The organism is Mucilaginibacter sp. UR6-1 (genome assembly GCF_020880975.1).
Lineage (GTDB): Bacteria > Bacteroidota > Bacteroidia > Sphingobacteriales > Sphingobacteriaceae > Mucilaginibacter.
Map to the genome: position 1 here is coordinate 87,104 of NZ_JAJIWP010000004.1, position 24,681 is coordinate 111,784.

A 24,681-nucleotide genomic window follows, 5' to 3' on the forward strand; every position below is an offset into this window, starting at 1 on the left:
TTTATCACGATTTGATGGATATATTTCGTCAGCAAAAGAAGACAAACTGGTGACAGGATGGCAGAAAAAATGCCATATCCAGCATCAAATTATACTAAAAAAAACGCCCGACTGAAAATATCAGCCGGGCGTTTTTACCTTTTAAATTCTGTTATGAATTATTCGCCTTTTTCAGCGTTTTCTTCTTTCTCAGGAGTTGCAGGTGCTTCGGTAGCCAGAGTTTCCTCAACAGCAGCCTCAGCTTTTGGAGTTTCTTCAACTACTACAGCTTCTTCAGCTACAGCGGCAGTTTTTGCCTTGCCTGCACCACCACGACGACGTGTTGATTTTTTAGCGGCAGGAGCAGCTTCAGCACCGTAAACTGTGTTGTAATCAACCAGCTCAATGATGGCTACTTCAGCGTTATCACCTAAACGGTTTTCCATTTTGATGATACGAGTGTAACCACCCGGACGGTTTGCCACTTTTGAAGCAACATCACGAAACAGTTCAGTAACCGCGTCTTTGCTTTTAAGGTAAGCGAACACTGTACGACGTGAGTGCGTAGTATCGCTTTTTGATTTGGTGATCAAAGGCTCAACATAAACACGCAGTGCTTTTGCTTTTGCCAATGTTGTAGTAATGCGCTTATGCAGGATAAGCGAAGAGGCCATGTTGCTCATCATCGCTTTGCGATGACTGTCGGTGCGGCCTAAGTGATTAACTTTTTTACCGTGTCTCATTGTTTTGTTTGTTGTGGCACGTGCATACCGTTGGGCGGCGTGTTATCGTCAAGCCCTCGGAATTATGCCTATTGTTTAATTGTTAGTAATTAGTGAACAGAGGTCAGAGATTAGTGACTAATCACTAACAACCAACATCTGATCACTTTAATATTATTCTTCGTCCAGCTTGTATTTAGCCAGGTTCATGCCAAAAGAAAGACCTTTTGATTTAACCAGGTCCTGAATTTCGGTTAATGATTTTTTACCGAAGTTGCGGAACTTAAGCATATCAGCCACGTCATATGATACCAGGTCAGCCAGGCTGCGGATGTCAGCAGCTTTAAGGCAGTTCAGGGCACGTACTGAAAGATCAAGATCAACCAATTCAGTTTTCAGGATCTTGCGCATGTGCAGTATCTCTTCGTCAACTTCTTTTGTTTCTTCTTTAGCCTGAGCCTCCAGCATCATGTTCTCATCAGAGAACAGCATGAAGTGTTGGATCAGGATCTTGGCAGCTTCTTTAAGCGCGTCTTCCGGGTGGATAGAACCGTCAGTAGCAATGTCAAGAACCAGTTTCTCGTAGTCGGTTTTTTGCTCAACACGATAGTTCTCGATAGTATACTTAACATTCTTGATCGGGGTGTAGATCGAGTCGATAGCGATAACACCTACGTTAGCATCCGGGTTTTTATTCTCTTCGCTTGGTATATAACCACGGCCTTTACCTACGGTCAGTTCCACTTCAAGTGTTACTGATGAATCCATATTGGCTAAAACCAGGTCAGGATTAAGTACAGTAAAATTATTTGAGAATTTAGTGATATCGCCAGCCTTAAAGCTATCCTGACCATTGATGATCACAAATATTTTTTCGCTGTCGCCAGATTCACCGGTTTTCTTGAACCTTACTTGTTTCAGGTTAAGGATGATCTCGGTTACATCTTCAACAACTCCTTTTATAGTTGAAAATTCGTGCGTAACTCCTGAAAAACGAACAGAAGTGATAGCAAAACCTTCTAACGATGAAAGTAATATACGACGCAGAGCATTACCTATGGTTATACCGAAACCTGGTTCCAAGGGACGGAATTCAAACGTACCTTCAAAATCAGTCGATTTTTGCATGATAACCTTATCCGGTTTCTGAAATGCTAAAATTGCCATTTATATCCTTTTTTTAGTTTCTAATTGTATTTAAACAGACGTGAGATATACAGTATGAGATATGAGTAATTAATTAAAAACCCATATCTCATACTATATATCTCAAATCCTATGTCTTATTTAGAGTATAACTCGACGATCAAATTCTCTTTGATGTTCTCAGGAATTTCGTCGCGGTTTGGATAGGTAAGGAATTTACCAACTAATTCGTTAGCATCCCACTCTAACCAGCTATATTTATTGATCCTGCGGCCTGCAACTGAATTAGTGATAGCCTCAAGAGATTTTGATTTTTCGCGTACGGCAATAACGTCACCTGCTCTTAATGAGTATGAAGCGATGTTCACAACCTCACCGTTAACAGTGATGTGTTTGTGGCCTACTAACTGGCGTGCAGCCGAACGTGTAGGTGCGATACCTAAACGGTATACAGCGTTATCTAAACGTGCTTCCAGGAATTTCAACAGGTTTTCACCGGTGATACCTTCTTTAGCTGAAGCGCGGTGAAAAAGGTTCTCGAACTGACGCTCTAATACACCGTAAGTGTATTTTACCTTTTGTTTTTCCTGCAACTGAGTAGAGTACTCAGATTGTTTTCCTCTTCTTTTTGAGGCACCGTGCATGCCCGGAGGATAGTTCTTTCTTTCTAACGCTTTATCCGGACCGAAGATCGGCTCACGGAAACGGCGCGCAATTTTGGATTTTGGTCCTGTATACCTTGCCATTGTGTTGTTGTTTTAAAGTATCATGCAGCCTTAAACTGCAGAATCTTAGCTTTAAAAATCGTGTTAATTAAACTCTTCTTCTTTTTGAAGGACGGCAACCGTTGTGCGGAAGCGGTGTAATATCTTTTATGGTAGTTACTTCGATACCTGTAGTTTGCAGGGTACGGATAGCTGATTCACGACCAGAACCCGGGCCTTTTACAAATACTTCTACCTTACGTAAACCTAAGTCATAAGCAACTTTACCGCAATCGGCAGCAGCTTGTGACGCAGCGTATGGAGTGTTCTTTTTTGAACCTTTGAAACCCATTTTACCTGCTGATGACCATGATACAGCCTGACCATTTTTATTGGTAAGGGTTATAATGATGTTGTTGAAAGTTGCATTGATGTGCGCCTCGCCAACCGGCTCAACAACTACAATACGCTTTTTGGTTACTTTTTTGCCTTTAGCCATTTTATTTTTAAGTTTTTAGATATGGAGATTTGAGATGTGAAGCCTGTTGCCTCATTTCAAATCAATCCTACCCTATTCTTTATCCATTAGATGTGCGTGTGTGAAAAAATTTCATCTCTCACATCTAACATCTTAATTCTGTTTATTATTTAGTAGCTTTTTTCTTGTTAGCAACAGTCTTACGTTTACCTTTACGGGTACGTGAGTTGTTTTTAGTACGCTGACCACGCAGAGGTAAACCTTTACGGTGACGGGTACCACGGTAACAACCGATATCCATTAAACGCTTGATGTTAAGTTGTACTTCTGAACGAAGAGCACCTTCTACCTTGATCTGGTCATTGATGATACCACGGATAGCGGCTAACTGATCGTCAGTCCAATCCTGTACTTTGATATTTACATCGATACCTGCCTGATCCAAGATATCCTGGGCAGTTGAACGACCGATACCATAAATGTAGGTAAGACCGATAACGCCTCTTTTGTTTTTTGGTAAATCAATACCTGAAATCCTTGCCATATTTGTAATTTTCCTTTTTACGCAACAACCGATCGGCGGCTACCGATGTACAATTGTTGCCAATTCTTTTTTATTAACCCTGACGTTGTTTGTACTTAGGGTTCTTTTTGTTGATAACGTAAAGTTTACCGTTGCGGCGGATGATTTTGCAATCAGCACTACGCTTTTTAATTGATGCTCTAACCTTCATCGCTTATGCTTTTTTATTTATATCTGTAAGTAATCCTGCCTTTGGTCAAATCGTACGGGCTCATCTCCAGTTTCACCCTGTCGCCAGGTAGAATTTTGATGTAGTGCATACGCATTTTGCCTGATATATGCGCTATAATCTCGTGACCGTTTTCCAATTCAACCCTAAACATTGCGTTTGACAATGCCTCTTTTATTGTGCCGTCCTGCTCGATCGACGATTGTTTAGCCATACTTTATTGATTTCTACTTAATTACCCGCCCTAAAAGCGGGACGCAAAATTAATAAAATTTTTTTAATTATTGTTTTTTTCTTTCAAAACATCATCAATGTATGAAAATGTTGAAAGTACATCTGCCTGGCCCTTCTTTACAGCCACTGTATGCTCGTAATGTGCCGATGCTTTACCATCTACCGTTGATACCGTCCAGCCATCATCCCAGAATTTAATACCGGCACGGCCGGCATTGATCATCGGTTCAATAGCGATCACCATTCCTTCTTCAAGCTTGATGCCTGAGCCACGTTTACCATAGTTAGGCACTTCGGGTTTTTCGTGCAGCTCAAGGCCCACTCCATGCCCTACCAATTCCTTTACTACGCCAAACTTGTGCTTCTCGGCATGTTCCTGCACGGCATAGGCTATATCACCTATACGCATACCGGTAACTGCTTTCTCAATACCCTTATCCAAACACTCACGTGTAACACGCATCAGTGTTTTGGTGGGTTCATCAACCTCACCAATTGCAAAGGTAAAGGCCGAGTCGCCATAGTATTTGTTCAGGATCACACCACAATCAACCGATACCAGATCGCCTTCAACAAGCACATGCTTACCCGGAAAGCCATGCACCACCTGATCATTCAGCGAGATACACAACGAATACGGAAAACCGTGAAAGTTAAGGAAGGCGGGGATACCGCCGTTATCACGAATGTATGTTTCAGCAAGGTTGTTAAGCTCAAGCGTAGTTACTCCCGGGCCTATCACCTTTGCTACTTCAGCAAGGGTTTTAGATACCATCTGCGCACTTGCGCGTATAAGCTCTATTTCCTCAGCAGACTTGTAATGGATCTTAGGCATCAGTAATTAAATAGCCGGAGGCACAGTGCCAGGTGCGGCAGGTACTGCCGAACGGCCCTTAATACGTCCTGTTTTCATCAGGCCATCGTAATGGCGCATTAGTAAATGGCTTTCTACTTGTTGCAGGGTATCCAATACAACACCTACTAATATGATAAGCGATGTACCGCCAAAGAAACGCGCGAATAAGCTGTTTACACCTACGCTGCTTGCAAGCGCCGGTATAATGGCTATGATAGCCAGGAATACCGAACCCGGAAGCGTGATCTTTGAAATTACATCATCAATATAGTCGGCCGTGGTTTTGCCCGGTTTAACACCAGGTATAAAACCTCCGTTCTTCTTCATATCATCCGCCATTTGGTTAGGATTAACCGTTATAGCTGTATAGAAGTAAGTGAACAGGATGATCAGTACCGCGAACAATATATTGTGCGACCATGAGTTGTAGTTGGCCAATGACATTAAAACGCCATTGGTTGCTGTGCTCGGAAAAAACTGCGGGATAGTAGCAGGTATAAACATCAGTGCCTGGGCAAAGATGATTGGCATAACACCGGCAGCATTTACCTTTAACGGTATATACTGACGTACGCCGCCATACTGTTTGTTACCCACAATACGTTTAGCGTATTGTACCGCAATTTTACGTGTACCCTGCACTATAAGGATAGTAAACATTACTACCAGTATCAGCGCAACTATCTCAATAATGAAGGTTACCAAACCACCTGCACCGGTAGTACGTGAGTTAAACTCTGTACCAAAAGCGCCAGGCAATTGGGCTATAATACCCACCATAATGATCAATGATATACCATTACCAATACCTTTATCGGTAATTTTTTCACCAAGCCACATTACAAACAAAGTACCAGCAGTAAGTACAAATACACTGATCAGCGTAAAGTAAGGCTCTTCTAAAAGCTTTGCTTCCTGGTTGATCTGTGATTTAACATAGCCGATAGCCTGTAAAGCGGTGATACCGATGGTTAGGTAACGGGTCCACTGGTTGATCTTGTTACGGCCGCTTTCACCTTCCTTTTGCATTTTTGCGAAGTACGGTACCGCTATACCCAACAATTGCACCACGATAGAGGCCGATATATACGGCATCACACCCAATGCAAAAATAGATGAGCGGGAGAACGAGCCTCCCGCAAACATATTCAATAAGCCTAACAAACCTTCTTTAGCGGTTTCGTTGCTGATAGCAGCCGCGTCAACCCCCGGAAGGATGATAAAAGAACCTACACGGTATATCAAAAGAAATAAGAGCGTGTTTATAATACGCACTCTTAGATCTTCAATTTTCCAGATATTGGAAAGTGTGGTGAATAATTTCTTCATTGAAATTTACAACTTAACGATTGTACCGCCTGCTGCTTCGATAGCTTTTTGGGCAGAGGCAGAAAATGCATGCGCTTTAACTTCTACTTTGGCTTTAAGTTCGCCACGACCAAGAATTTTCACCAGGTCATTTTTTGAAACTAAACCATGCTCTTTCAAAGTATCAAAATCAATAGTTGAAATTGAATACTTTTCAGTTAAACCTTGCAATGCATCAAGGTTAATGCTCACATACTCTACACGGTTAGGGTTTTTAAAACCTACCTTAGGTACACGGCGTTGTAACGGCATCTGGCCACCTTCAAAACCAACTTTAGTGCTGGTGCCTGAACGTGAACCGGCACCTTTGTGCCCGCGAGTTGAGGTACCACCACGGCCTGAACCAGTACCCCTGCCTATTCTCTTTCTGCTTTTGGTAGAACCATCAGCAGGTTTAAGATTACTTAAATTCATGATATTAAATGCTTTCTATTGCTACCAAATGATTAACTTTTCGAACCATGCCGATGATAGCCGGAGTAGCTTCAACCTCAACGCTATGGTTAATTTTTTTCAAGCCCAATGCTTCAATGGTCCTTTTTTGGCGCTCACTTCTATCGATCACGCTCTTAATCTGTGTAATTTTGATTTTTGCCATGATGATTATCCGTTAAATACTTTACCTAAATTAACACCACGGTGCTGAGCTACGGTATAAGCGTCGCGCAGTTGCGCTAATGCCGATACGGTTGCTTTAACCACGTTGTGCGGGTTTGATGAACCTTTTGATTTTGCCAATACGTTATGTACACCGGCGCTTTCCAATACTGCACGCATCGCACCACCGGCAATAACACCGGTACCGTTAGCAGCAGGTTTTATGAAAACAAAACCGCCAGAGAATTTACCTATTTGCTCATGAGGTACAGTACCGTTGATGATAGGCACTTTTACCAGGTTCTTTTTAGCATCATCAATGCCTTTGGCAATAGCCTCGGTAACCTCTTTTGCTTTACCTAAGCCGTAACCTACAACACCGTTCTCATCGCCCACTACCACAATGGCACTGAAGCTGAAAGTACGGCCACCTTTGGTTACTTTGGCCACACGTTGTATGCTTACCAGGCGATCTTTTAATTCGATCTCGCTGGTTTTTACTCTTTTTATGTTGATTGTTGACATCTCTCGTTTGTATTAAAAGTTTAAACCACCTTCACGTGCACCTTCAGCCAGTGATTTAACACGGCCATGGTACAAGTAACCATTTCTGTCAAACACTACATCTTTAATACCAGCGGCAACTGCTTTTTCGGCAACTAATTTACCTACAGCGGCTGATTGATCTGATTTTGTACCGTTAGCTGAAAAATCTTTTGATAAAGATGATGCTGATACAAGTGTTTTACCGGTTACATCGTCAATGATCTGAGCGTAAATACCTTTGTTGCTTCTGTACACTGACAAGCGCGGACGCGCTGAAGAACCTGAAATACGTTTTCTGATTCCTCTTTTTATTCTGTCTCTTCTTGATAATTTACCTGCCATGACGATTATTTTTTAGATGCTGATTTACCTGCTTTTCTGCGTAATACTTCGCCTACAAACTTGATACCTTTACCTTTGTATGGTTCCGGTGCACGTAACGAACGTATTTTTGCTGCAACCTGGCCGATCAATTGTTTATCGATAGACTCAAGGATGATGGTAGGGTTTTTACCCTTTTCAGCGGTGGTTGTAACCTTAATTTCTTGTGGTAACTCAAAGATGTAGTGGTGAGAATAACCCAATACTAAATCTAAAGTATTACCTGTGTTGGTGGCACGGTAACCCACACCCACTAATTCCTGCTCAATTTTGTAACCAGTGGTTACACCAACAACCATGTTATTTAAAAGCGCGCGGTATAAACCGTGTAATGCTTTGTGACGTTTTTGGTCAGACGGGCGTTTAACCAGTAACTGTCCGTCTTCCTGCTCAACAGTGATATCTTTATCAACTGCCTGCTGCAATTCACCTTTAGGGCCTTTTACAGTAACAACGTTATCTGCCGATACGGTTACTGTTACGCCAGAGGCTAATGCTATAGGTGCTTTTCCTACTCTTGACATTGCTTAATTTCCTCCTATTAATAAACGTAGCATAAAACTTCGCCACCAACGTTGTGCTGACGGGCTTCCTTATCTGTCATCACACCTTTTGATGTTGACAGGATAGCGATACCTAAACCATTTAATACACGTGGCATACTTGATGTACCTGCGTATTTTCTCAAACCTGGTTTACTGATACGCTGAATGCTGCGGATAGCAGGGATTTTAGTGATCGGGTGGTATTTCAAAGCAACTTTGATAGTGCCCTGAGGACCAACTTCCTCAAACTTGTAATTAGCGATGTAACCTTTGTCGAAAAGCACTTTCGTGATTTCCTTTTTCAGATTTGATGCAGGAATTTCAACAACCCTATGGTTGGCTTTGATAGCATTCCTTACTCTTGTAAGATAATCTGCGATTGGATCTGTATTCATTTTTGTTTGTTATGATGGTGGTTTCCTTCAGCCACCGTGGCTGGCGACCTTCCATCGGTTAGTCTTTATTTCGGATATCGAATGTTCAATATCGAATTTTTCTTATCACATAAAATATCGAATTCCGAAATTGAACTTTCGAAATTCGATATTCCTAATTTCTTACCAGCTTGCTTTTTTAACACCCGGTATCTGGCCTGCTAATGCCATTTCACGGAATGTTACACGTGAAATGCCGAACTGGCGCATATAACCACGAGGGCGGCCGGTTAGCTTGCAACGGTTGTGCAGTTTTACCGGTGATGATGCTTTAGGTAATTTATCTAAAGCGGTCCAATCACCTGCTTCTTTCAAAGCAGCCCTTTTTTCAGCGTATTTAGCTACTAATTTAGCACGTTTAACTTCACGCGCTTTTACACCTTCTTTAGCCATTATTTTGATTTTTAAATGGTAATCCAAATTGTTTCAGCAACTCCAGCGCTTCAACATCGTTGGTAGCTGAGGTTACAAAGGTAATATCCATACCTTGGATTTTATTGATTTTGTCAATATTGATCTCAGGGAAGATAATTTGCTCGGTAATACCTAAAGTGTAGTTGCCTTTACCGTCAAAACCTTTATCGTTGATGCCTTTGAAATCGCGGATACGCGGTAAAGCAACGGCAATTAAACGATCCAGAAACTCGTACATGGTGTTATCACGTAAAGTTACACGTACACCTACCGGCATACCTTTACGTAATTTAAAGTTCGAGATATCCTTTTTTGATTTTGAAGATACTGCCTGCTGGCCGGTAATGGTAGTTAACTCAGTGATGGTGTTCTCGATAAGTTTTTTATCGGTTGTAGCACCACCAACACCCTGGTTAATAGCAATTTTTTGCAGCTTAGGAACCTGCATAACGCTTTTGTACTGAAATTTATCTTTCAGCGCGGTACGGATCTCCTCTTTATATTTTGATTTTAATCTCGGTGTGTAAGTCATTACTTAATTTCCTCCCCTGATTTTTTTGCTACCCTAACCAGTTTGCCTGCGTCATTAAGCTTACGGCCTACGCGGGTGGTGTTGCCTGTTTTAGGGTCAACCAGCGCCAGGTTTGAGATATGAATTGCAGCTTCTTGTTTAACGATACCGCCGTTTGGATTAGCAGCATTAGGTTTTGTGTGTTTTGACACCATGTTGGCACCTTCAACCACAGCCCTGTTTTTTGCTGTAATCACTTCAACGATTTTACCTTGTGATCCTTTTGAATCACCGGCTATAACCTTTACCAGGTCGCCCTTGCGGAGCTTTATTTTGCCGGTTTGTGCTTTTACTTTATTATATGCCATGTTACAATACCTCCGGTGCTAATGATACAATTTTCATAAATTGTTTCTCACGCAGTTCTCTTGCAACCGGGCCAAAGATACGGGTACCTCTTGGCTCGTCCTGGTTATTTAACAAAACAGCTGCGTTATCGTCGAAACGGATATATGAACCATCTTTACGACGGATCTCTTTTTTAGTTCTTACTACTACGGCTTTTGATACGGTGCCTTTTTTTACGTTTCCTGACGGAATTGCGCTTTTAACGGTAACAACGATCTTGTCACCAATTGAGGCATATCTTTTACCGGTACCACCTAATACGCGGATCACTAAAACTTCTTTAGCGCCGCTATTATCGGCTACGTTTAATCTTGATTCCTGTTGTACCATGTTATTTAGCCCTTTCTAAAATTTCAACTAATCTCCAGTTCTTATTTTTGCTCAGGGGGCGGGTTTCCATAATTAATACGGTATCGCCAATACCACAGGTATTCGTTTCATCATGAGCCATAAACTTGGTAGTTTTTTTTACGAACTTACCATAGATTGGGTGCTTTACTTTACGCTCCACGGCAACTACAATAGATTTCTCCATTTTATTGCTAACTACCAAACCGGTACGTGTTTTTCTTAAATTTCTTTCCATTTTTTCCCGACGTTAAAAATTAATTCGTTTCAGAAGCTGACGCCGCTGCTTTACGTTTTGTTAATTCGGTATTCAAACGAGCGATGTCCTTACGTACCTTTGTTATACGGCTTGGATTTTCAATAGCCGATACCGCGTGCGCAAATTTCAGTTTGGTAAGGTTGTTTTTTTCCTCACCGATCTTCGCAACCAAATCCTCGGTCGAAAGCTCTAAAATTTCTGAGTTCTTCATTTTATAATTTGTTGTATGCTGTAAGTTGTGAGTTGCAAGCAGTATGTAACTCACAACTTTTCAACTTACAATGTTTATCCCACACTACAGGTATTCAATTAATGTTGTTTACCACCTGTAGCTACCACGTTTATGCTTCGGCGTAATCTCTACGCACTATGAATTTTGTTTGTACAGGTAATTTCTGTGCTGCAAGGCGTAATGCTTCTTTAGCAATTTCTAAAGGCACACCTTCTGCTTCAAAGATGATCCTGCCGGGGCGTACTACCGCTACCCAGTATTCAGGGGCACCTTTACCTTTACCCATACGTACCTCTGCAGGCTTTTTAGTTACAGGCTTGTCAGGGAAAATCCTGATCCATACCTGGCCTTCACGTTTCATGAAACGTGTTACAGCGATACGGGCTGCCTCGATCTGGCGGCTGGTAATCCAGGCCGGCTCGAGTGATTTTATACCGAAAGATCCGAATGAAAGCTCAGCACCACGGGTGGCTAAACCTTTCATCCTGCCTTTTTGCATCTTTCTGAACTTCGTTCTTTTTGGCTGTAGCATTTTTTTAAGCTTTTATATCTAAACGATGTCTGTCTCGACTTTGTTAATAATTATCTTCTACCTTGACCTTGTCCGCCCGGGCGATTGCCGCCACCACGGTTGTTGCCGCCCTGGCCGCCACGGTTGTTACCACCCTGGCCACCGCGGTTGTTACCGCCACGGTTATTACCGCCACCACGATTGTCACGACGTTCGCCACCGCGCTCGCCGCCTCTCTGGTTACGGTCACCAAATTGTGAACCACCTTCCGGACGTCCGCCTTTACCGCTTGGGCCGCTGTTGCTGCCAATGTTTGGAGAAAGATCGCGTTTTCCGTAAACTTCGCCTTTGCAGATCCAAACTTTAACACCTATTTTACCATAAGTAGTTAAAGCTTCGCCTAAAGCGTAGTCAATATCAGCACGGAAAGTGTGCAGAGGAATTCTTCCTTCTTTGTATTGTTCAGAACGAGCCATCTCAGCACCGCCTAAACGGCCTGAAGTCATTACCTTGATACCTTCGGCACCCATTCTCATGGTTGACGCGATGGTGGTTTTCATGGCACGACGGAAAGATATACGTGCTTCTAATTGTTTTGCTATGCCTTCAGCTACTAATTGCGCGTCAAGCTCAGGACGTTTGATCTCGAAGATGTTGATCTGAACTTCCTTTTTGGTAAGTTTTTTCAACTCTTCTTTGATTTTATCAACTTCCTGGCCACCTTTACCGATAACGATACCCGGACGGGCAGTGTGTATAGTAACGGTGATGCGTTTTAAAGTACGTTCAATAACTACTTTTGATACGCCACCTTTGTTGATACGTGCTGAAAGATATTTGCGGATTTTTTCGTCCTCAACTAATTTGTCGGAGTAGTTGTTGCCACCGAACCAGTTAGAATCCCAGCCTCTGATGATTCCTAATCTGTTACCTATTGGATGTGCTTTCTGTCCCATTTCAAATTAATTGTTTTCGTTTTTACTATCCACAATAAGGGTTACGTGGTTTGAGCGCTTGCGGATGCGGTAACCTCTACCTTGCGGTGCAGGGCGCAATCTTTTAAGCTGGCGGCCGCCACCTACTGAGATCTCTTTAACGAACAAGCCGGCTTCTTCAGCCTTTTTGCCTTCGTTTTTAGCTTCCCAGTTGGTAATTGCTGATACCAGTAATTTCTCAACACGAATAGCCGCTTCTTTATTAGTGAACTTTAAGATGTTTAAAGCCTCGAATACGTTTTTTCCGCGTACTAAGTCAACTACCAAACGCATTTTGCGTGGTGAGGTAGGGCAGTCTTGTAACTTAGCAACAGAAGCACCTCCTTGTTGAGCTTTCGCAGCTTCTTTTTGTTGCCTGATCAGTACAGACTTTTTAATTTTTGTTGTTGCTTCCATTGCCTGTTATTTTTTCTTTTCTGCGTGACCGCGGAATGTACGGGTTGGGGCAAACTCTCCCAGCTTGTGACCAACCATGTTTTCTGTTACGTACACCGGTATAAACTTGTTGCCGTTGTGTACTGCGAATGTGTGACCAACGAAATCAGGAGAGATCATGGAACGGCGTGACCATGTTTTAACCACTGATTTTTTATTTGATTCATTCAGGACAAGAACTTTTCTTTCCAGGTTAAAATCAATATAAGGTCCTTTTTTAATTGAACGTGCCATTATTTCTTCCTTCTTTCAATGATGTAGCGATCCGATGTTTTCTTTTTGTCGCGGGTTTTGTAGCCTTTAGCTAACAAACCTTTGCGTGAACGTGGGTGACCACCTGATGAACGGCCTTCACCACCACCCATAGGGTGATCGACAGGGTTCATGGCAACACCACGGACGCGTGGCCTGCGACCTAACCAGCGCTTGCGGCCGGCTTTACCTAACACTTCATTTGCCTTTTCAGAGTTTGAAACGGTACCGATAGTGGCTAAGCAGGTTGACAGGATCATACGGGTTTCGCCTGAAGGTAATTTAATGATAGCATATTTACCATCACGTGCTGAAAGCTGGGCATATGTACCTGCTGAACGGGCAATGGTACCACCCTGGCCCGGGTTAAGTTCAATGTTGTGAATGATTGAACCCAGCGGGATGCTTTTTAATGGTAATGTGTTACCAACTTCAGGAGCTACGCTCTCGCCTGAAAGTACAGTTAAACCAACTGTTAAGCCTTCCGGCGCAATGATGTATCTCTTTTCACCGTCAGCGTATACTAATAAAGCGATACGTGCTGAACGGTTTGGATCGTACTCAATAGTCGCAACCTTTGCGGGGATGTCAAATTTGTTACGTTTAAAGTCGATCAATCGGTATGATTTCTTATGTCCCCCACCGATATAACGCATGGTCATTTTACCGGAACTGTTACGTCCACCTGATTTCTTGTGCGATACAACCAGTGACTTTTCAGGCACATTGGTAGTAACGTCCGAGTAATCAGCACCTACTCTGAAGCGGGTACCCGGAGTAACCGGTTTAAATCTTTTTACTGCCATCTCTGTTTTTATATTGTGCTATAAAAATCTATTACTTCGCCGTCTTTCAACGTAATAACCGCTTTTTTGTAAGTAGCTGAGCGGCCTTGAACGGCACCAGCCTTAGTGTTGCGGGTTTTCAGTTTTCCAACGTATTTCATGGTGTTTACCGCAGTTACGGTAACGCCATACATTTGCTCAATTGCTGCCTTGATCTGAATCTTATTAGCTCTGTGATCAACTTTGAAAGCATAACGGTTAAGCTTCTCAGTTAATTGAGCTACTTTTTCAGTAAGTAAGGGTTTCTTTAAAATTTCCATAATTACTTAGCTAACGCTTCCTCCAAAGTTTTTACAGTACCTGCGGTTAACAAAAGCTTGCCGGCGTTAAGCACATCATAAGTGTTTAACTGGTCAGCAGTGATAACTTTCGCTTTTTTCAGGTTTCTGCTTGATAAGTATACATTGTTATTTGCAGCAGGCAATACCAGCAATGTTTTAACGTCAGTAACGTTAAGATCGGCTACCAGCTTTACGTAGTTAGCGGTTTTGATGCTGTCAAAGTTAAAGTCTTCCAAAACAACGATGTTGTTGTCCTGAGCTTTGTATGACAGGGCTGACTTACGTGCCAGTGATTTAAGCTTTTTGTTCAGCTTAAAGCTGTAATCGCGCGGCTGCGGACCGAATACACGGCCACCACCGTTAAACAATGGCGACTTAACGCTACCCGCACGGGCACCGCCTGTACCTTTTTGTTTGTATAGCTTGCGGGTTGAACCTGCAATTTCATTACGCTGCTTTGCTTTGTGCGTACCCTGACGTTGGTTAGCTAAATACTGCTTAACGTCAAGATAGATAGCGTGGTCGTTTGGCTCAATTCCGAATACGGACTCAGGAAGCTGCACCTTGGCACCTGTTTCTTTACCTGAGATGTTCAATACATTAACTTCCATCTTATTTATCCACTATTACGAATGAACCCTTAGCTCCCGGAACGGAACCTTTAACAACTAACAGGTTTTGCTCAGCAAATACCTTTACTACTTCAAGGTTCTGTACCTTAACGCGAACGTTACCCATTTGGCCGGCCATGCGCATACCTTTAAATACGCGTGAAGGCCATGATGAGGCACCTAATGAACCCGGAGCGCGTAAACGGTTGTGCTGACCGTGAGTTTGCATACCCACACCGCCAAAACCATGACGCTTTACAACACCCTGAAAACCTTTACCTTTTGAGGTACCAACCACGTCCACAAAATCGCCGATCTCAAAAATGTCGACAGTAACGGTGTCGCCTAATGTTTTTTGATCTTCGAAAGATTTGAACTCAACCAGTTTGCTTTTTGGAGCAGTACCGGCTTTTTGGAAATGGCCTTTTAAAGGAGCAGTAGTGTTTTTTTCCTTTTTTTCGCCGTATGCCAACTGTACAGCAGCATACCCGTCTGTTTCAACAGACTTCACTTGCGTTACAACGCAAGGGCCAGCCTCGATCACAGTACATGGGATGTTTTTCCCAGACTCGTCGAAAATGCTGGTCATTCCTACTTTTTTACCAATAATTCCTGACATTTCTATTAATTTATTTTTGCCCATCGAAGCAGTAGGGCTTCGTTCAAGGCATATTATTCCCTTTTAAGGGACGGCAAAGTTAGAAATTTTACTTTAATTGTCAAATAGTTACGAAGTTATTTTTAAAATATTTATTTAGGTGTCATGCAGTTACGTCATCAGCCTCAATAAAACACATATCAGGCTTGACTACAAGTTGATATTTGTATAGATTAGATTGATAAACTAAACCTACATGAAACCTATTTATATCTTTATTATTATAACGCTTACCTGTTTTGCTTGCTACGGGCAGCAAACTACAGATACTACATCATTACAAATTGCTATCGACCAAGACATTCCGCCTAAGTTTAAAGGTGGACTTCGGGGGTTCTATTCATACATTGCAAAAAATCTAAAATATCCTGAAGTAGCACAACTCATTGGCATAAGCGGAAAGCTAAAAATGCAATTTATCGTTGAAAAGGATGGCAGTATTATTGAAGCACTGCCGGTTAACTGCATTGGTGCAGGATGTGAAGCTGAAGCAAGCAAGGTTTTAATTAATTCGCCTAAATGGAACCCCGGTTTACAAAACGGCAAAGCAGTAAGGGTACAATATACAATACCTATTAATTTTAATATAAGTAAGGCATTAATTTCAATGAAAGAGCTCCGTAAATCTGATTACGGTTTTCTATTCCTGATAAAGGACAAAGAATACAGTATTGATCAGGCTGAAGAAGTACTTGGCAAAGAATTCCTGTCAAACAGCATTATCATCGCCGAAGAACAGCATGACGAAGAGCACAAAGTTGCCGGTAAAAAGGCTACGTATTTATTGAAGATAGATGGTTAATCTCACACAGCATTCTCCTCCGGTTCATGTAATAATTCTTTCTCTTTTTTACTAATATATATGTTGTCTTTAATGAACGGATAAGTAACATACCCGGCAATTATACCTGCTACCAGGCCACCTATGTGCGCGGCATTATCAACAGATCCCCTTATACCTATCAACAAATTAATACCAATAAATACCACCATGTTGGTAAGCAGTGTTTTTCGTTGGGCTGATGTGTACATATTGGTGGTTAACAACGCCAGGTAAACGCCGTACATACCGAATATAGCTCCCGAAGCACCTACACCCACGGTTGCGGGGTGCCACCATAGGCTTGCCGCGCTTCCGGCAAGGCTTGAAATGAGGTATGCTGATGCAAACCTTTTGCTACCAATTACCGGCTCAAGCATAATGCCTATAAACATGAGGCCATACATATTTAAAAACAGGTGCATTACCCCACCATGTAAAAACATGGCGGTAAACAAGCGCCAGTAATCGCCTTCCATAACTGCGGGGCGATAATCAGCTCCCCAGTTCAGCAGATCGGTTGAACTGAATGATATAAAACCCAAGCCGGCAATCACCATAACAAAAAATATCGATACGTTTAATAATATAAGTATTGGGGTAACGGCATAACCTTGCCTCGGCCACAAAATGGTTTTAACATCATTGAGCCATAACCATCTGAATTTTTTTGAGTTTAACTTACGCTGATGATTTTTACGTAGCGGGAAAAACTGAATGATAATAAAAAAGATAAATGCACCAATGGCGAATGATCCAAATATCCACCCGAAACTGCTTCCTACGCGATCTTCAAAGGGCTCATAAACAGGTTTTAATAATATAGCATCATCAGCCGATAGGGTTGTATCGGTTTGGGTAATTGCAGTGCGGTAATTATCTAAGTCGTCGCTTTTTGGCACTTTTTCAAGGTAAGTAAACATGCTATGGTCAGCAGTTTCAAACTCTGTTTGGGTTGCTTCAGCAAATTCATTATAAGCCTTCTCTTTCTCTTGGGGCGACAGATCATTTGAGATCGTTTTTTTGTATGAAACAGCAAGCCAGGCATCGGGCTGCTCAATAATTAATGATCGCCCTTGATTATCGCTACCTGTTATTACTTCAAAATGTATAACACCATATTTACCATTTTCGCCATACATTAAAGTTGACCTTTGAATATCTATAGTCTCCATAGATGCAATTCTGTCGCGAGGTATTCTGCTTATCTCTTCCTTAGAAGCTTCGCGACCGTTTACAATCAATAAAGCTTTTTTAAGGTTCAAATTATCCTTATTGTTCAGCGATGACAAAAGGCGATCTACAGAACGGTCAGCAACTGTATCTGCTATTTTAGCATTCTGTATCGGCACGGAACAATAAATCGTCATATCAAAGTGTTGATCGTATTTGCCTGAAGTTTTAAACGCCGAATGTACACGTACAGCCTGCTTATCAAGGTAAAGCTCATTTAACTTGTAATACTTAGTAAGCGGTTGTTTATTTATAGCGCTGATATGCTCGAGAGTAGTAAGTTTACCCGTTGCTGTTTCAAAATAGTTTAAGGCTATGTATAAAGATGCCAATATTGCAAAAATGACAATAATCATCATGCCGTTTACCGGATCACCAGACTTCTTTTTTCTTGCGGTAAAATCTAATTTTTTAATAATTGGGGGTACAAAAACATATGCCACTATTACCGCTACAGCTCCAGGAATAATAAAATTTTGCCATAAATCATCTAATTCGAAAAGCTCAAACTTAATGTATACCAACCAATGTAACAGTGTATATGTAAATACAATAGTTACGGAGATAAATAAAAAAGGCAGAAAAACATGCCTCAGCTTTGCTAAAAATCGATTCATTATACTGTTATAAGGTTTGGTTATTGATATTACTATTCCATCGTTAACCGCCTGATCAGTTCGGCGCTTTGTTTGTTGCCTTCGTCCAGTCTGTCCTTAAAAAAGGCCTGCACCTGGTTAAAGTGCTTTTTGTAGCCTTCCATATCGCCGTAGCCTATAATGGACGACCACTCGCGCACGGCTGAATGGAATTCCAGATCGTCGCCACGGATGGATTTATCGTACAGGGCAGTTTCAATGGATTCTTCCAATAGTTCCTCATTCTTAAACAGGTATTCGGCAATACCCAACCGTAACCGAAACGGCGGGGTTTGCGCGATCAGGTTATCATACGGGCTAACACCCAGGTGATACCAGGCATCAACCATACTTAATATACTCAAGTGCGAGTTGGGCTTACGCTGGGCGGGGCCATCAGCTAACGAAAACTCCTTCATCACGGCATCATTAAACATAATGGGCTTGCGGCTTTCATGAAAAACAAAATCGCGGGCGCGGTACAACCTGTCGCGAAACTTTTGCTCCTCCTCCATGATCATTAGTTTAAACAATTCCGATTCGGATTGCGCGTAGCGCTTTACCTGCTGCCGGGCATACGGGTTCATGATAGCCAAACCTGCATACACGTGCGCCTTGTAGCTGAATATGCGCAGGGTGGTTAATATCTTCACATTATCAATACCGCCATGGTAGGAGCCATTATCCCAGGGGAAAAACCCGGCGTTGCTCCATGCCGTGCCCATGCTTTCAAAACCTACGTGGGTTACGGCCTGGGTATCGGCTACAATGCGGTCGTGCTCGTGATAATCTTTTAACTCCACCACATCTGAGTCGATTGCCGTGAACAAATCGAGCATGCGCTTATACGCGTCCGCATCAGACCGGTGATTGATCAGTATCAGCTTTTGCCCTTGCGGCGCAAAACCCGGCCCGTGCATGGCATGGAAGGTAATGATGTTGGCATCAGCAGGCAGGTGCTTTTCAAAGGCGGTTATCTCGGGATGCTTTACCGAGGTTTGCCCGGCTACTATGGCGCCATACTTGGTGATCGGCCCGTACTCGGCCACAACCTGCATTATTTTTTCGGCCTCTACCGAGTAAATGATCAGGTCGCAGCGGTGGGCGATCTCCCTGCCGCTATCCAGTAATTTTACGCCATGCGGCGCAAGGTCGGCCTCCAGCTTTTCCCTGTTCTCGGGCATATCGCAACCATACACCTCGTAGCCCGCCTTTGCGAATGCCTTGGCGTATAAACGCCCCATATCGCCCAAACCTATAATGCCTATTAACATGCTGCTAATATAAGTATGAGCGCCATATTTTGGAATGAAACATTATTTTCGTTTATTGCGGATATTGATACAGTTTATAATATTTAACCGTATCAGTTATTTTTTACAATTAAACCATCTGAAACTACACCTATGAAGAAATTATTTTTTACCCCGATAATTATTTTTATAGCGTTTTTTAACCTTGCCCAGGCGCAGGATTCTACTAAAAAAGCTACTCAACCGCAAGCGCGCACCCAAACTGCCGCCCCGCAAAATACCGATCGCAGTCTTAACGGCCAGTATCGCTACCTGCTTACCAAAACGTACAACTACCAGCAACCGGTTATCGGCGCGTTTTACCGTAACGTAATGGATACCATCAAAACCGAGCGCGCTGCCTTGCGTAAAGCGCAAGCTACGGTTAACAGCCAGGCGGCAACCATTAAAAAGCTTAATGTTGATGTTACCATTAAGGATGAAACCATATCGGCATCAAATGCCAAAATGGACCAGATAAACCTGCTGGGCATTGGCTTTACCAAAGCGGCCTATAATACATTAATGTGGGGGCTGGTGCTGGGTTTCGGCATTGCGCTGGCCATTGTTATTATCACCACTACCCGTTTCAGGCACGAGGCTAAATACCGTATAAAACTTTATAACGAGTTATCCGAGGAATTTCAGACCTATAAAACCAAGGCTAACGAGAAAGAGAAAAAGCTTGCCCGCGAGCTGCAAACCGAACGTAACAAGCTTGATGAACTATCCGGCAGGTAAAAGGTAACTTTATTTGCATTGTTAAAGGCATACGCTTGCTTAATTATAAGGGAGTGAATATATTTAAGTATTATCAACCTAATGATCAACTGTATGCCATCGTTATCAAGGTATTTCAAAATTTTTGCTTTCCTGCTGGGTGCATTAACCCTTGTAAACTACTCTGTTTGCAACGCTTACACCTTAACGCCTGTTGCCGATACTACGCGCAAGGTACAAAGGCTTGGCACGGTTATGCCCGTACGCGGCTTTGCCATAGGCGCGCCACGGCCGAAAGGCCTTGATGATTTTATAAAGTTTATTAACAACGAGCTTGGGCCACGGCATGTAAATACGTTGATATTACGTGTTGATTATGCCTATCAGTTTAAATCGCACCCGGAACTGGTGGATAGCTTTGCCCTGTCAAAAAACGAGGTTAAAAAAATTGTTAAAGCTTGCCGCGATAACAGGATCGACATTGTTTGCCAGATAAACCTGCTCGGCCATCAATCATGGGCTAACAAGGTTGGTAAGCTGTTAAAAGCTTATCCGCAGTTTGATGAAACGCCGGGCATTATACCACCTGCAAATTATAAATGGCCCAATGCCGATAGCCTGTACTGCAAAAGCTATTGCCCGCTGCACCCTGATGTACATAAAGTTGTATTTGATGTGGTGGATGAGATATGCGATGTTTTTGAAACCAAGGCCTTCCATGCCGGTATGGATGAGGTATTTTACATCGGTCACCCGCAATGCCCGCGTTGTAGCGGCAAGGATAAGGCTGCCCTGTATGCCGGTGAGGTAAAACTGATCCGCGACCATCTGGCGCAAAAAGGCCGCTCGTTATGGATATGGGGCGACCGCCTGCTGGATGCCCGCTTAACCGGGCTGGGTATATGGGAAGCCAGCATGAACAATACCGACCGCGCCATTGACCTTATACCGAAGGACGTTTTTATTTGCGACTGGCACTATGACCGCCCCGACCAAACGGCCGTGCTGTTTGCCCTCAAAGGTATGGATGTTGCTACCTGCACCTGGCGCAGCCCGCAAATTGCCCTGCAACAAACTGACGATATACTGCGCTTCCGCAAAAATTCAACGCCTGAAATGAAAGACCATTTCAGGGGAATGATACTGACTATATGGTCTCGCAATGATCAGTTTTTGGATGAGTTTAAACAGGACAAACATGAGGGGCTTTCGCAGGCCGAAACCTTCAGGCAACTGTTTGCCAAAATAAACAGTCTTTAATAGTACACTGCTGGCTATTTATTTTCGCGGTTCTTCAAATCAGCAGCTACACTGCTGTCTGCATTTTTTTGTTGTTTTGCTGTACGCTCTTCAGCTTCTTTTACCTCATCCTTTTCGCTGATGGGATTATCGGTTTGAAGCTCTTTATTTTCTTCACTTTCGGTGTGATGTTGCTTTGCCATAACTTGGTGTTTTATATACTAACCGCTTGCAAAGCCCCATTGTTTATAAGAAAATAAATTAATCAACAAGAAACTATCTGAAATATAAATTAGTTATATTTATATCCTCGTATCTAACCGATACCCGGCCTAAACTTCCTGGTTAAACTTAAATTGTAATGTTATGGAACAGGAACTAAAGCATTATGAGTTCATTAACCTGCAAACAGGTAATGTAATTTCGCACATATCGCTACCCGCTTCACTTAACGGCCCCGAACTGGAGCACGAACTTGCCAAAAAGAAAACCGAGCTGGCGATAAACAAACAACTATACCTGGAGCTTATTTACTGGCAGGATCATGATCATTGCATCAGGTAAACACGCTAACCCGGCTTTAAAACAAAACAGCCATTTGCTTTGGGCAAATGGCTGTTTTTATTTTCGGATCTTCCGGTACTATCACACTTTGATCTCTACTTCAACACCGCTTGGCAATTCAAGCTTCATTAAAGCATCAACAGTTTTTGAGTTTGAGCTGTAGATGTCCAACAAACGCTTGTATGAGCAAAGTTGAAATTGCTCACGAGCTTTTTTGTTTACGTGTGGTGAACGTAATACAGTGAAAATTTTCTTTTCAGTTGGTAACGGAAGTGGTCCGCTAACTACAGCGCCAGTTGGCTTTACTGTTTTTACGATCTTCTCGGCTGACTTGTCAACCAGGTTGTAATCGTACGATTTTAATTTGATCCTGATTCTTTGGCTCATTTTAATTTTACTTTTGGGATTTCACTGATTATAGAGTGATTTCACCGATTTATTGATTGATCATCCCTAAGAGCTATTTATTAGGCAATGATCTGTTTATTGATAATTGCACTAATTCATCTGTGAAATCACAAACAAATCAGTGCAATCATATAAGATATTATTCTTCTTCGCCTTTTCTACGACCTTTGTTTTTAGCAACAACTTCTTCCTGTACGTTACGAGGAGCTTCTTCATAGTGGTCAAACTCCATGGTTGAAGTTGCACGGCCTGAAGTGATAGTACGTAATTGGGTTACGTAACCGAACATCTCAGAAAGTGGCACCATAGCTTTGATCACTTGTGAACCGTTACGTGTATCCATACCTTGCAGTTGACCACGACGACGGTTCATGTCACCGATAACGTCACCCATGTTTTCTTCAGGGGTTAAGATCTCGATTTTCATGATTGGCTCAAGTAATACCGGTTTACATTTTGGCAATGCCTCACGGTAAGCTGAACGGCCGGCGATCTCGAAAGATAACGCATCCGAATCGACAGCGTGGAATGAACCATCTATCAAACGAACTTTTAAGCTTGTAAGCGGGAAACCTGCAAGTACACCATTATCCATTGCTGATTTGAAACCTTTTTCAACAGATGGGATAAACTCGCGAGGGATTGAACCACCAACGATCTCGTTAATAAATTGCAAGCCTTCTTTCTCGTCATCAGCAGGAGAGATGATAACCTGAATATCAGCGAATTTACCACGACCACCGGTTTGTTTCTTGTAAGTTTCGCGGTGTTGGGTAGTACCTGTGATAGCCTCTTTGTAAGCTACCTGCGGCGCACCCTGGTTAACCTCAACTTTAAACTCACGTTTCAAACGGTCCATGATGATATCAAGGTGAAGCTCACCCATACCTGAAATTACAGTTTGGCCAGTGTCCTGGTCAGTTTGTACGCGGAAGGTTGGATCTTCTTCAGCCAGTTTACCAAGCGCGATACCTAATTTATCAACGTCAGCCTGAGTTTTAGGCTCAATAGCCAAACCGATAACCGGCTCAGGGAACTGCATTGACTCTAATACGATAGGGTGTTTTTCGTCGCAAAGGGTATCACCTGTTTTAATATCCTTAAAGCCTACTACCGCGGCAATATCACCGGCACCTACGTTAGGGATCGGGTTTTGCTTGTTAGCGTGCATTTGGAATATACGGGAGATACGCTCTTTGTTCTCTGAACGCATGTTGTATACATATGAACCGGCATCCAGGTTACCTGAGTAAACGCGGATGAAGCATAAACGACCTACGAATGGGTCGGTAGCGATCTTAAATGCAAGGGCTGAAAACGGCTCTTTAACATCCGGCTGGCGGGTAATTTCTTCGCCTGTATCAGGGTTAGTACCGGTGATAGCTTCAACATCAAGCGGCGAAGGCAACAACTCCATTACATAATCAAGCATGGTTTGTACACCTTTGTTTTTGAATGATGAACCGCAAGTCATCGGCACGATCTTACCGGCCAGGGTAGCCTGACGTAAAGCGTCAAGAACTTCACGCTCAGTAATGGTGGTAGGGTCGTCAAAGAATTTCTCCATCAGCGTATCGTCAAACTCGGCAACAGCTTCAAGTAATTTTTCTCTCCACTCGTTAGCTTCGTCAATCAGATCGTCAGGAATCGGCACTTCAGTAAAGGTCATACCTTTATCGTGCTCGTTCCAAACAATACCACGGAAGTTGATCAGATCAACCACACCTTTAAAACCATCTTCAGCACCGATAGGAATCTGCAGTGGCACAGCGTGGCTGCCCAGCATCTCTCTAACTTGTTTAACAACCTTTAAAAAGTCAGCACCTGAACGGTCCATTTTATTAACGAAACCGATGCGGGGTACGTTGTAGTTGTTAGCCAAACGCCAGTTAGTTTCTGACTGTGGCTCAACACCATCAACTGCTGAGAAAAGGAATACCAGACCATCAAGCACACGTAATGAACGGTTTACCTCTACGGTAAAATCCACGTGACCCGGGGTATCAATTACGTTTACCTGGTATTTGTTGCTGCGGTAGTTCCAGAACACGGTAGTAGCTGCCGAAGTGATGGTGATACCACGCTCCTGCTCTTGCGCCATCCAGTCCATCGTAGCTGCACCTTCGTGCACCTCACCAATCTTGTGGCTCACACCGGCGTAGTAAAGTATACGCTCGGTAGTGGTGGTTTTACCGGCATCAATGTGAGCGGCAATACCAATGTTTCTTGTATATTTAAGATCTCTTGACATCTTTTTTATTTATTGAT

General features: G+C 42.7%; 38 protein-coding genes. 4 read left to right on the forward strand and 34 right to left on the reverse strand.

Annotated features, from left to right (window positions below; genetic code table 11):
• Nucleotides 1-158 precede the first annotated feature (158 nt).
• The 29 genes from rplQ to rplC all read right to left on the reverse strand — a co-directional run bounded on the left by rplQ (nucleotide 159) and on the right by rplC (nucleotide 15,463).
• On the reverse strand, nucleotides 159-722 hold the full coding sequence (rplQ, locus tag LJ707_RS15640) for a 50S ribosomal protein L17 (protein ID WP_228952739.1): 564 nt from the start codon (nucleotides 720-722) through the stop codon (nucleotides 159-161).
• A gap of 153 nt (nucleotides 723-875) precedes the next feature.
• A complete protein-coding gene (locus LJ707_RS15645; protein WP_228952741.1) occupies nucleotides 876-1,868 on the reverse strand; it encodes a DNA-directed RNA polymerase subunit alpha in 993 nt (330 codons plus the stop codon).
• A 116-nt stretch (nucleotides 1,869-1,984) separates the two neighbouring features.
• Entirely contained in the window at nucleotides 1,985-2,593 is a 609-nt protein-coding gene (gene rpsD, locus LJ707_RS15650) for a 30S ribosomal protein S4 (protein WP_228952743.1), read from the reverse strand.
• 67 nt (nucleotides 2,594-2,660) lie between these two features.
• Entirely contained in the window at nucleotides 2,661-3,050 is a 390-nt protein-coding gene (gene rpsK / locus LJ707_RS15655; protein ID WP_194101679.1) for a 30S ribosomal protein S11, read from the reverse strand.
• A gap of 145 nt (nucleotides 3,051-3,195) precedes the next feature.
• Nucleotides 3,196-3,573, reverse strand: a complete 378-nt coding sequence (rpsM, locus tag LJ707_RS15660) for a 30S ribosomal protein S13 (protein WP_228952746.1) — start codon at nucleotides 3,571-3,573, stop codon at nucleotides 3,196-3,198.
• A gap of 73 nt (nucleotides 3,574-3,646) precedes the next feature.
• Entirely contained in the window at nucleotides 3,647-3,763 is a 117-nt protein-coding gene (gene rpmJ / locus LJ707_RS15665) for a 50S ribosomal protein L36 (protein ID WP_074487407.1), read from the reverse strand.
• A 13-nt stretch (nucleotides 3,764-3,776) separates the two neighbouring features.
• Nucleotides 3,777-3,995, reverse strand: coding sequence for a translation initiation factor IF-1 (infA, locus tag LJ707_RS15670; RefSeq protein WP_074487406.1), 219 nt, complete (start codon nucleotides 3,993-3,995; stop codon nucleotides 3,777-3,779).
• A gap of 63 nt (nucleotides 3,996-4,058) precedes the next feature.
• The gene (gene map, locus LJ707_RS15675; RefSeq protein WP_228952747.1) at nucleotides 4,059-4,850 is read right to left on the reverse strand and encodes a type I methionyl aminopeptidase; all 792 of its coding nucleotides are present in this window, start codon (nucleotides 4,848-4,850) and stop codon (nucleotides 4,059-4,061) included.
• Between the two features lie 6 nt (nucleotides 4,851-4,856).
• Nucleotides 4,857-6,200 (reverse strand): preprotein translocase subunit SecY, encoded by a 1,344-nt coding sequence (gene secY, locus LJ707_RS15680; protein ID WP_228952748.1) that lies wholly within the window; start codon nucleotides 6,198-6,200, stop codon nucleotides 4,857-4,859.
• Between the two features lie 6 nt (nucleotides 6,201-6,206).
• Nucleotides 6,207-6,653 (reverse strand): 50S ribosomal protein L15, encoded by a 447-nt coding sequence (rplO, locus tag LJ707_RS15685; protein WP_228952749.1) that lies wholly within the window; start codon nucleotides 6,651-6,653, stop codon nucleotides 6,207-6,209.
• Nucleotides 6,654-6,657: 4 nt separating this feature from the next.
• Complete coding sequence (rpmD, locus tag LJ707_RS15690; protein ID WP_194101684.1) at nucleotides 6,658-6,837, reverse strand: 50S ribosomal protein L30; 180 nt, start codon at nucleotides 6,835-6,837, stop codon at nucleotides 6,658-6,660.
• Between the two features lie 5 nt (nucleotides 6,838-6,842).
• The gene (gene rpsE / locus LJ707_RS15695; protein WP_194101685.1) at nucleotides 6,843-7,361 is read right to left on the reverse strand and encodes a 30S ribosomal protein S5; all 519 of its coding nucleotides are present in this window, start codon (nucleotides 7,359-7,361) and stop codon (nucleotides 6,843-6,845) included.
• Between the two features lie 12 nt (nucleotides 7,362-7,373).
• The gene (gene rplR, locus LJ707_RS15700) at nucleotides 7,374-7,733 is read right to left on the reverse strand and encodes a 50S ribosomal protein L18 (protein WP_370632410.1); all 360 of its coding nucleotides are present in this window, start codon (nucleotides 7,731-7,733) and stop codon (nucleotides 7,374-7,376) included.
• Nucleotides 7,730-8,287 (reverse strand): 50S ribosomal protein L6, encoded by a 558-nt coding sequence (gene rplF, locus LJ707_RS15705; protein WP_228952751.1) that lies wholly within the window; start codon nucleotides 8,285-8,287, stop codon nucleotides 7,730-7,732. The genes rplR and rplF overlap by 4 nt, the downstream gene beginning before the upstream one ends.
• A gap of 17 nt (nucleotides 8,288-8,304) precedes the next feature.
• A complete protein-coding gene (rpsH, locus tag LJ707_RS15710; RefSeq protein ID WP_228952754.1) occupies nucleotides 8,305-8,703 on the reverse strand; it encodes a 30S ribosomal protein S8 in 399 nt (132 codons plus the stop codon).
• Between the two features lie 162 nt (nucleotides 8,704-8,865).
• The gene (gene rpsN / locus LJ707_RS15715) at nucleotides 8,866-9,135 is read right to left on the reverse strand and encodes a 30S ribosomal protein S14 (protein WP_228952756.1); all 270 of its coding nucleotides are present in this window, start codon (nucleotides 9,133-9,135) and stop codon (nucleotides 8,866-8,868) included.
• Nucleotides 9,128-9,688: a 50S ribosomal protein L5 gene (rplE, locus tag LJ707_RS15720; protein WP_194101689.1), complete on the reverse strand. Its 561-nt coding sequence runs from the start codon at nucleotides 9,686-9,688 to the stop codon at nucleotides 9,128-9,130. Before rplE ends, rpsN begins: the two co-directional genes overlap by 8 nt.
• Nucleotides 9,688-10,035, reverse strand: a complete 348-nt coding sequence (gene rplX, locus LJ707_RS15725) for a 50S ribosomal protein L24 (RefSeq protein ID WP_228085011.1) — start codon at nucleotides 10,033-10,035, stop codon at nucleotides 9,688-9,690. The genes rplE and rplX overlap by 1 nt, the downstream gene beginning before the upstream one ends.
• Before the next feature lies 1 nt (nucleotide 10,036).
• Nucleotides 10,037-10,405, reverse strand: a complete 369-nt coding sequence (rplN, locus tag LJ707_RS15730) for a 50S ribosomal protein L14 (RefSeq protein WP_067059744.1) — start codon at nucleotides 10,403-10,405, stop codon at nucleotides 10,037-10,039.
• Between the two features lies 1 nt (nucleotide 10,406).
• A complete protein-coding gene (gene rpsQ / locus LJ707_RS15735; RefSeq protein ID WP_127704050.1) occupies nucleotides 10,407-10,661 on the reverse strand; it encodes a 30S ribosomal protein S17 in 255 nt (84 codons plus the stop codon).
• 19 nt (nucleotides 10,662-10,680) lie between these two features.
• A complete protein-coding gene (gene rpmC / locus LJ707_RS15740; protein ID WP_194101690.1) occupies nucleotides 10,681-10,893 on the reverse strand; it encodes a 50S ribosomal protein L29 in 213 nt (70 codons plus the stop codon).
• 130 nt (nucleotides 10,894-11,023) lie between these two features.
• Nucleotides 11,024-11,446, reverse strand: a complete 423-nt coding sequence (rplP, locus tag LJ707_RS15745; protein WP_228952758.1) for a 50S ribosomal protein L16 — start codon at nucleotides 11,444-11,446, stop codon at nucleotides 11,024-11,026.
• Nucleotides 11,447-11,496: 50 nt separating this feature from the next.
• Entirely contained in the window at nucleotides 11,497-12,381 is an 885-nt protein-coding gene (rpsC, locus tag LJ707_RS15750) for a 30S ribosomal protein S3 (protein ID WP_228952760.1), read from the reverse strand.
• A 6-nt stretch (nucleotides 12,382-12,387) separates the two neighbouring features.
• Nucleotides 12,388-12,816, reverse strand: a complete 429-nt coding sequence (gene rplV, locus LJ707_RS15755) for a 50S ribosomal protein L22 (protein WP_228952762.1) — start codon at nucleotides 12,814-12,816, stop codon at nucleotides 12,388-12,390.
• Nucleotides 12,817-12,822: 6 nt separating this feature from the next.
• The gene (gene rpsS, locus LJ707_RS15760; protein WP_166586580.1) at nucleotides 12,823-13,089 is read right to left on the reverse strand and encodes a 30S ribosomal protein S19; all 267 of its coding nucleotides are present in this window, start codon (nucleotides 13,087-13,089) and stop codon (nucleotides 12,823-12,825) included.
• Nucleotides 13,089-13,913 carry a 50S ribosomal protein L2 gene (rplB, locus tag LJ707_RS15765; RefSeq protein WP_228952763.1) on the reverse strand — a complete coding sequence of 275 codons (825 nt, stop codon included), beginning with the start codon at nucleotides 13,911-13,913 and terminating at the stop codon, nucleotides 13,089-13,091. Before rplB ends, rpsS begins: the two co-directional genes overlap by 1 nt.
• 8 nt (nucleotides 13,914-13,921) lie before the next feature.
• Nucleotides 13,922-14,212 carry a 50S ribosomal protein L23 gene (rplW, locus tag LJ707_RS15770; RefSeq protein WP_228952765.1) on the reverse strand — a complete coding sequence of 97 codons (291 nt, stop codon included), beginning with the start codon at nucleotides 14,210-14,212 and terminating at the stop codon, nucleotides 13,922-13,924.
• A 2-nt stretch (nucleotides 14,213-14,214) separates the two neighbouring features.
• Complete coding sequence (gene rplD, locus LJ707_RS15775) at nucleotides 14,215-14,844, reverse strand: 50S ribosomal protein L4 (RefSeq protein WP_228952767.1); 630 nt, start codon at nucleotides 14,842-14,844, stop codon at nucleotides 14,215-14,217.
• A 1-nt stretch (nucleotide 14,845) separates the two neighbouring features.
• The gene (gene rplC, locus LJ707_RS15780) at nucleotides 14,846-15,463 is read right to left on the reverse strand and encodes a 50S ribosomal protein L3 (RefSeq protein WP_228952768.1); all 618 of its coding nucleotides are present in this window, start codon (nucleotides 15,461-15,463) and stop codon (nucleotides 14,846-14,848) included.
• 235 nt (nucleotides 15,464-15,698) lie between these two features.
• Here rplC and LJ707_RS15785 point away from each other — a divergent pair, with 235 nt between their 5' ends.
• Nucleotides 15,699-16,304, forward strand: a complete 606-nt coding sequence (locus tag LJ707_RS15785; RefSeq protein ID WP_228952769.1) for an energy transducer TonB — start codon at nucleotides 15,699-15,701, stop codon at nucleotides 16,302-16,304.
• 2 nt (nucleotides 16,305-16,306) lie between these two features.
• On the opposite strand, the gene LJ707_RS15790 is transcribed toward LJ707_RS15785, so the two are convergent.
• The gene (locus tag LJ707_RS15790; RefSeq protein WP_228952770.1) at nucleotides 16,307-17,914 is read right to left on the reverse strand and encodes a rhomboid family intramembrane serine protease; all 1,608 of its coding nucleotides are present in this window, start codon (nucleotides 17,912-17,914) and stop codon (nucleotides 16,307-16,309) included.
• Between the two features lie 290 nt (nucleotides 17,915-18,204).
• Nucleotides 18,205-19,464 (reverse strand): prephenate dehydrogenase, encoded by a 1,260-nt coding sequence (locus LJ707_RS15795; RefSeq protein ID WP_228952772.1) that lies wholly within the window; start codon nucleotides 19,462-19,464, stop codon nucleotides 18,205-18,207.
• 132 nt (nucleotides 19,465-19,596) lie between these two features.
• On the opposite strand from LJ707_RS15795, the gene LJ707_RS15800 reads away from it, so the two are divergent.
• Nucleotides 19,597-20,223, forward strand: coding sequence for a hypothetical protein (locus LJ707_RS15800; protein WP_228952774.1), 627 nt, complete (start codon nucleotides 19,597-19,599; stop codon nucleotides 20,221-20,223).
• Nucleotides 20,224-20,316: 93 nt separating this feature from the next.
• Nucleotides 20,317-21,462: a family 20 glycosylhydrolase gene (locus LJ707_RS15805; RefSeq protein ID WP_228952776.1), complete on the forward strand. Its 1,146-nt coding sequence runs from the start codon at nucleotides 20,317-20,319 to the stop codon at nucleotides 21,460-21,462.
• A gap of 14 nt (nucleotides 21,463-21,476) precedes the next feature.
• On the opposite strand, the gene LJ707_RS15810 is transcribed toward LJ707_RS15805, so the two are convergent.
• Nucleotides 21,477-21,644: a hypothetical protein gene (locus tag LJ707_RS15810; protein ID WP_228952778.1), complete on the reverse strand. Its 168-nt coding sequence runs from the start codon at nucleotides 21,642-21,644 to the stop codon at nucleotides 21,477-21,479.
• A 163-nt stretch (nucleotides 21,645-21,807) separates the two neighbouring features.
• On the opposite strand from LJ707_RS15810, the gene LJ707_RS15815 reads away from it, so the two are divergent.
• Nucleotides 21,808-22,005 carry a hypothetical protein gene (locus LJ707_RS15815; RefSeq protein WP_228952780.1) on the forward strand — a complete coding sequence of 66 codons (198 nt, stop codon included), beginning with the start codon at nucleotides 21,808-21,810 and terminating at the stop codon, nucleotides 22,003-22,005.
• 81 nt (nucleotides 22,006-22,086) lie between these two features.
• Here LJ707_RS15815 and rpsJ read toward each other — a convergent pair whose 3' ends face one another.
• Both rpsJ and fusA read right to left on the reverse strand, forming a co-directional pair.
• Entirely contained in the window at nucleotides 22,087-22,392 is a 306-nt protein-coding gene (rpsJ, locus tag LJ707_RS15820; RefSeq protein ID WP_022830652.1) for a 30S ribosomal protein S10, read from the reverse strand.
• 160 nt (nucleotides 22,393-22,552) lie between these two features.
• Nucleotides 22,553-24,664 (reverse strand): elongation factor G, encoded by a 2,112-nt coding sequence (fusA, locus tag LJ707_RS15825; RefSeq protein ID WP_228952782.1) that lies wholly within the window; start codon nucleotides 24,662-24,664, stop codon nucleotides 22,553-22,555.
• Between the last annotated feature and the right edge of the window lie 17 nt (nucleotides 24,665-24,681).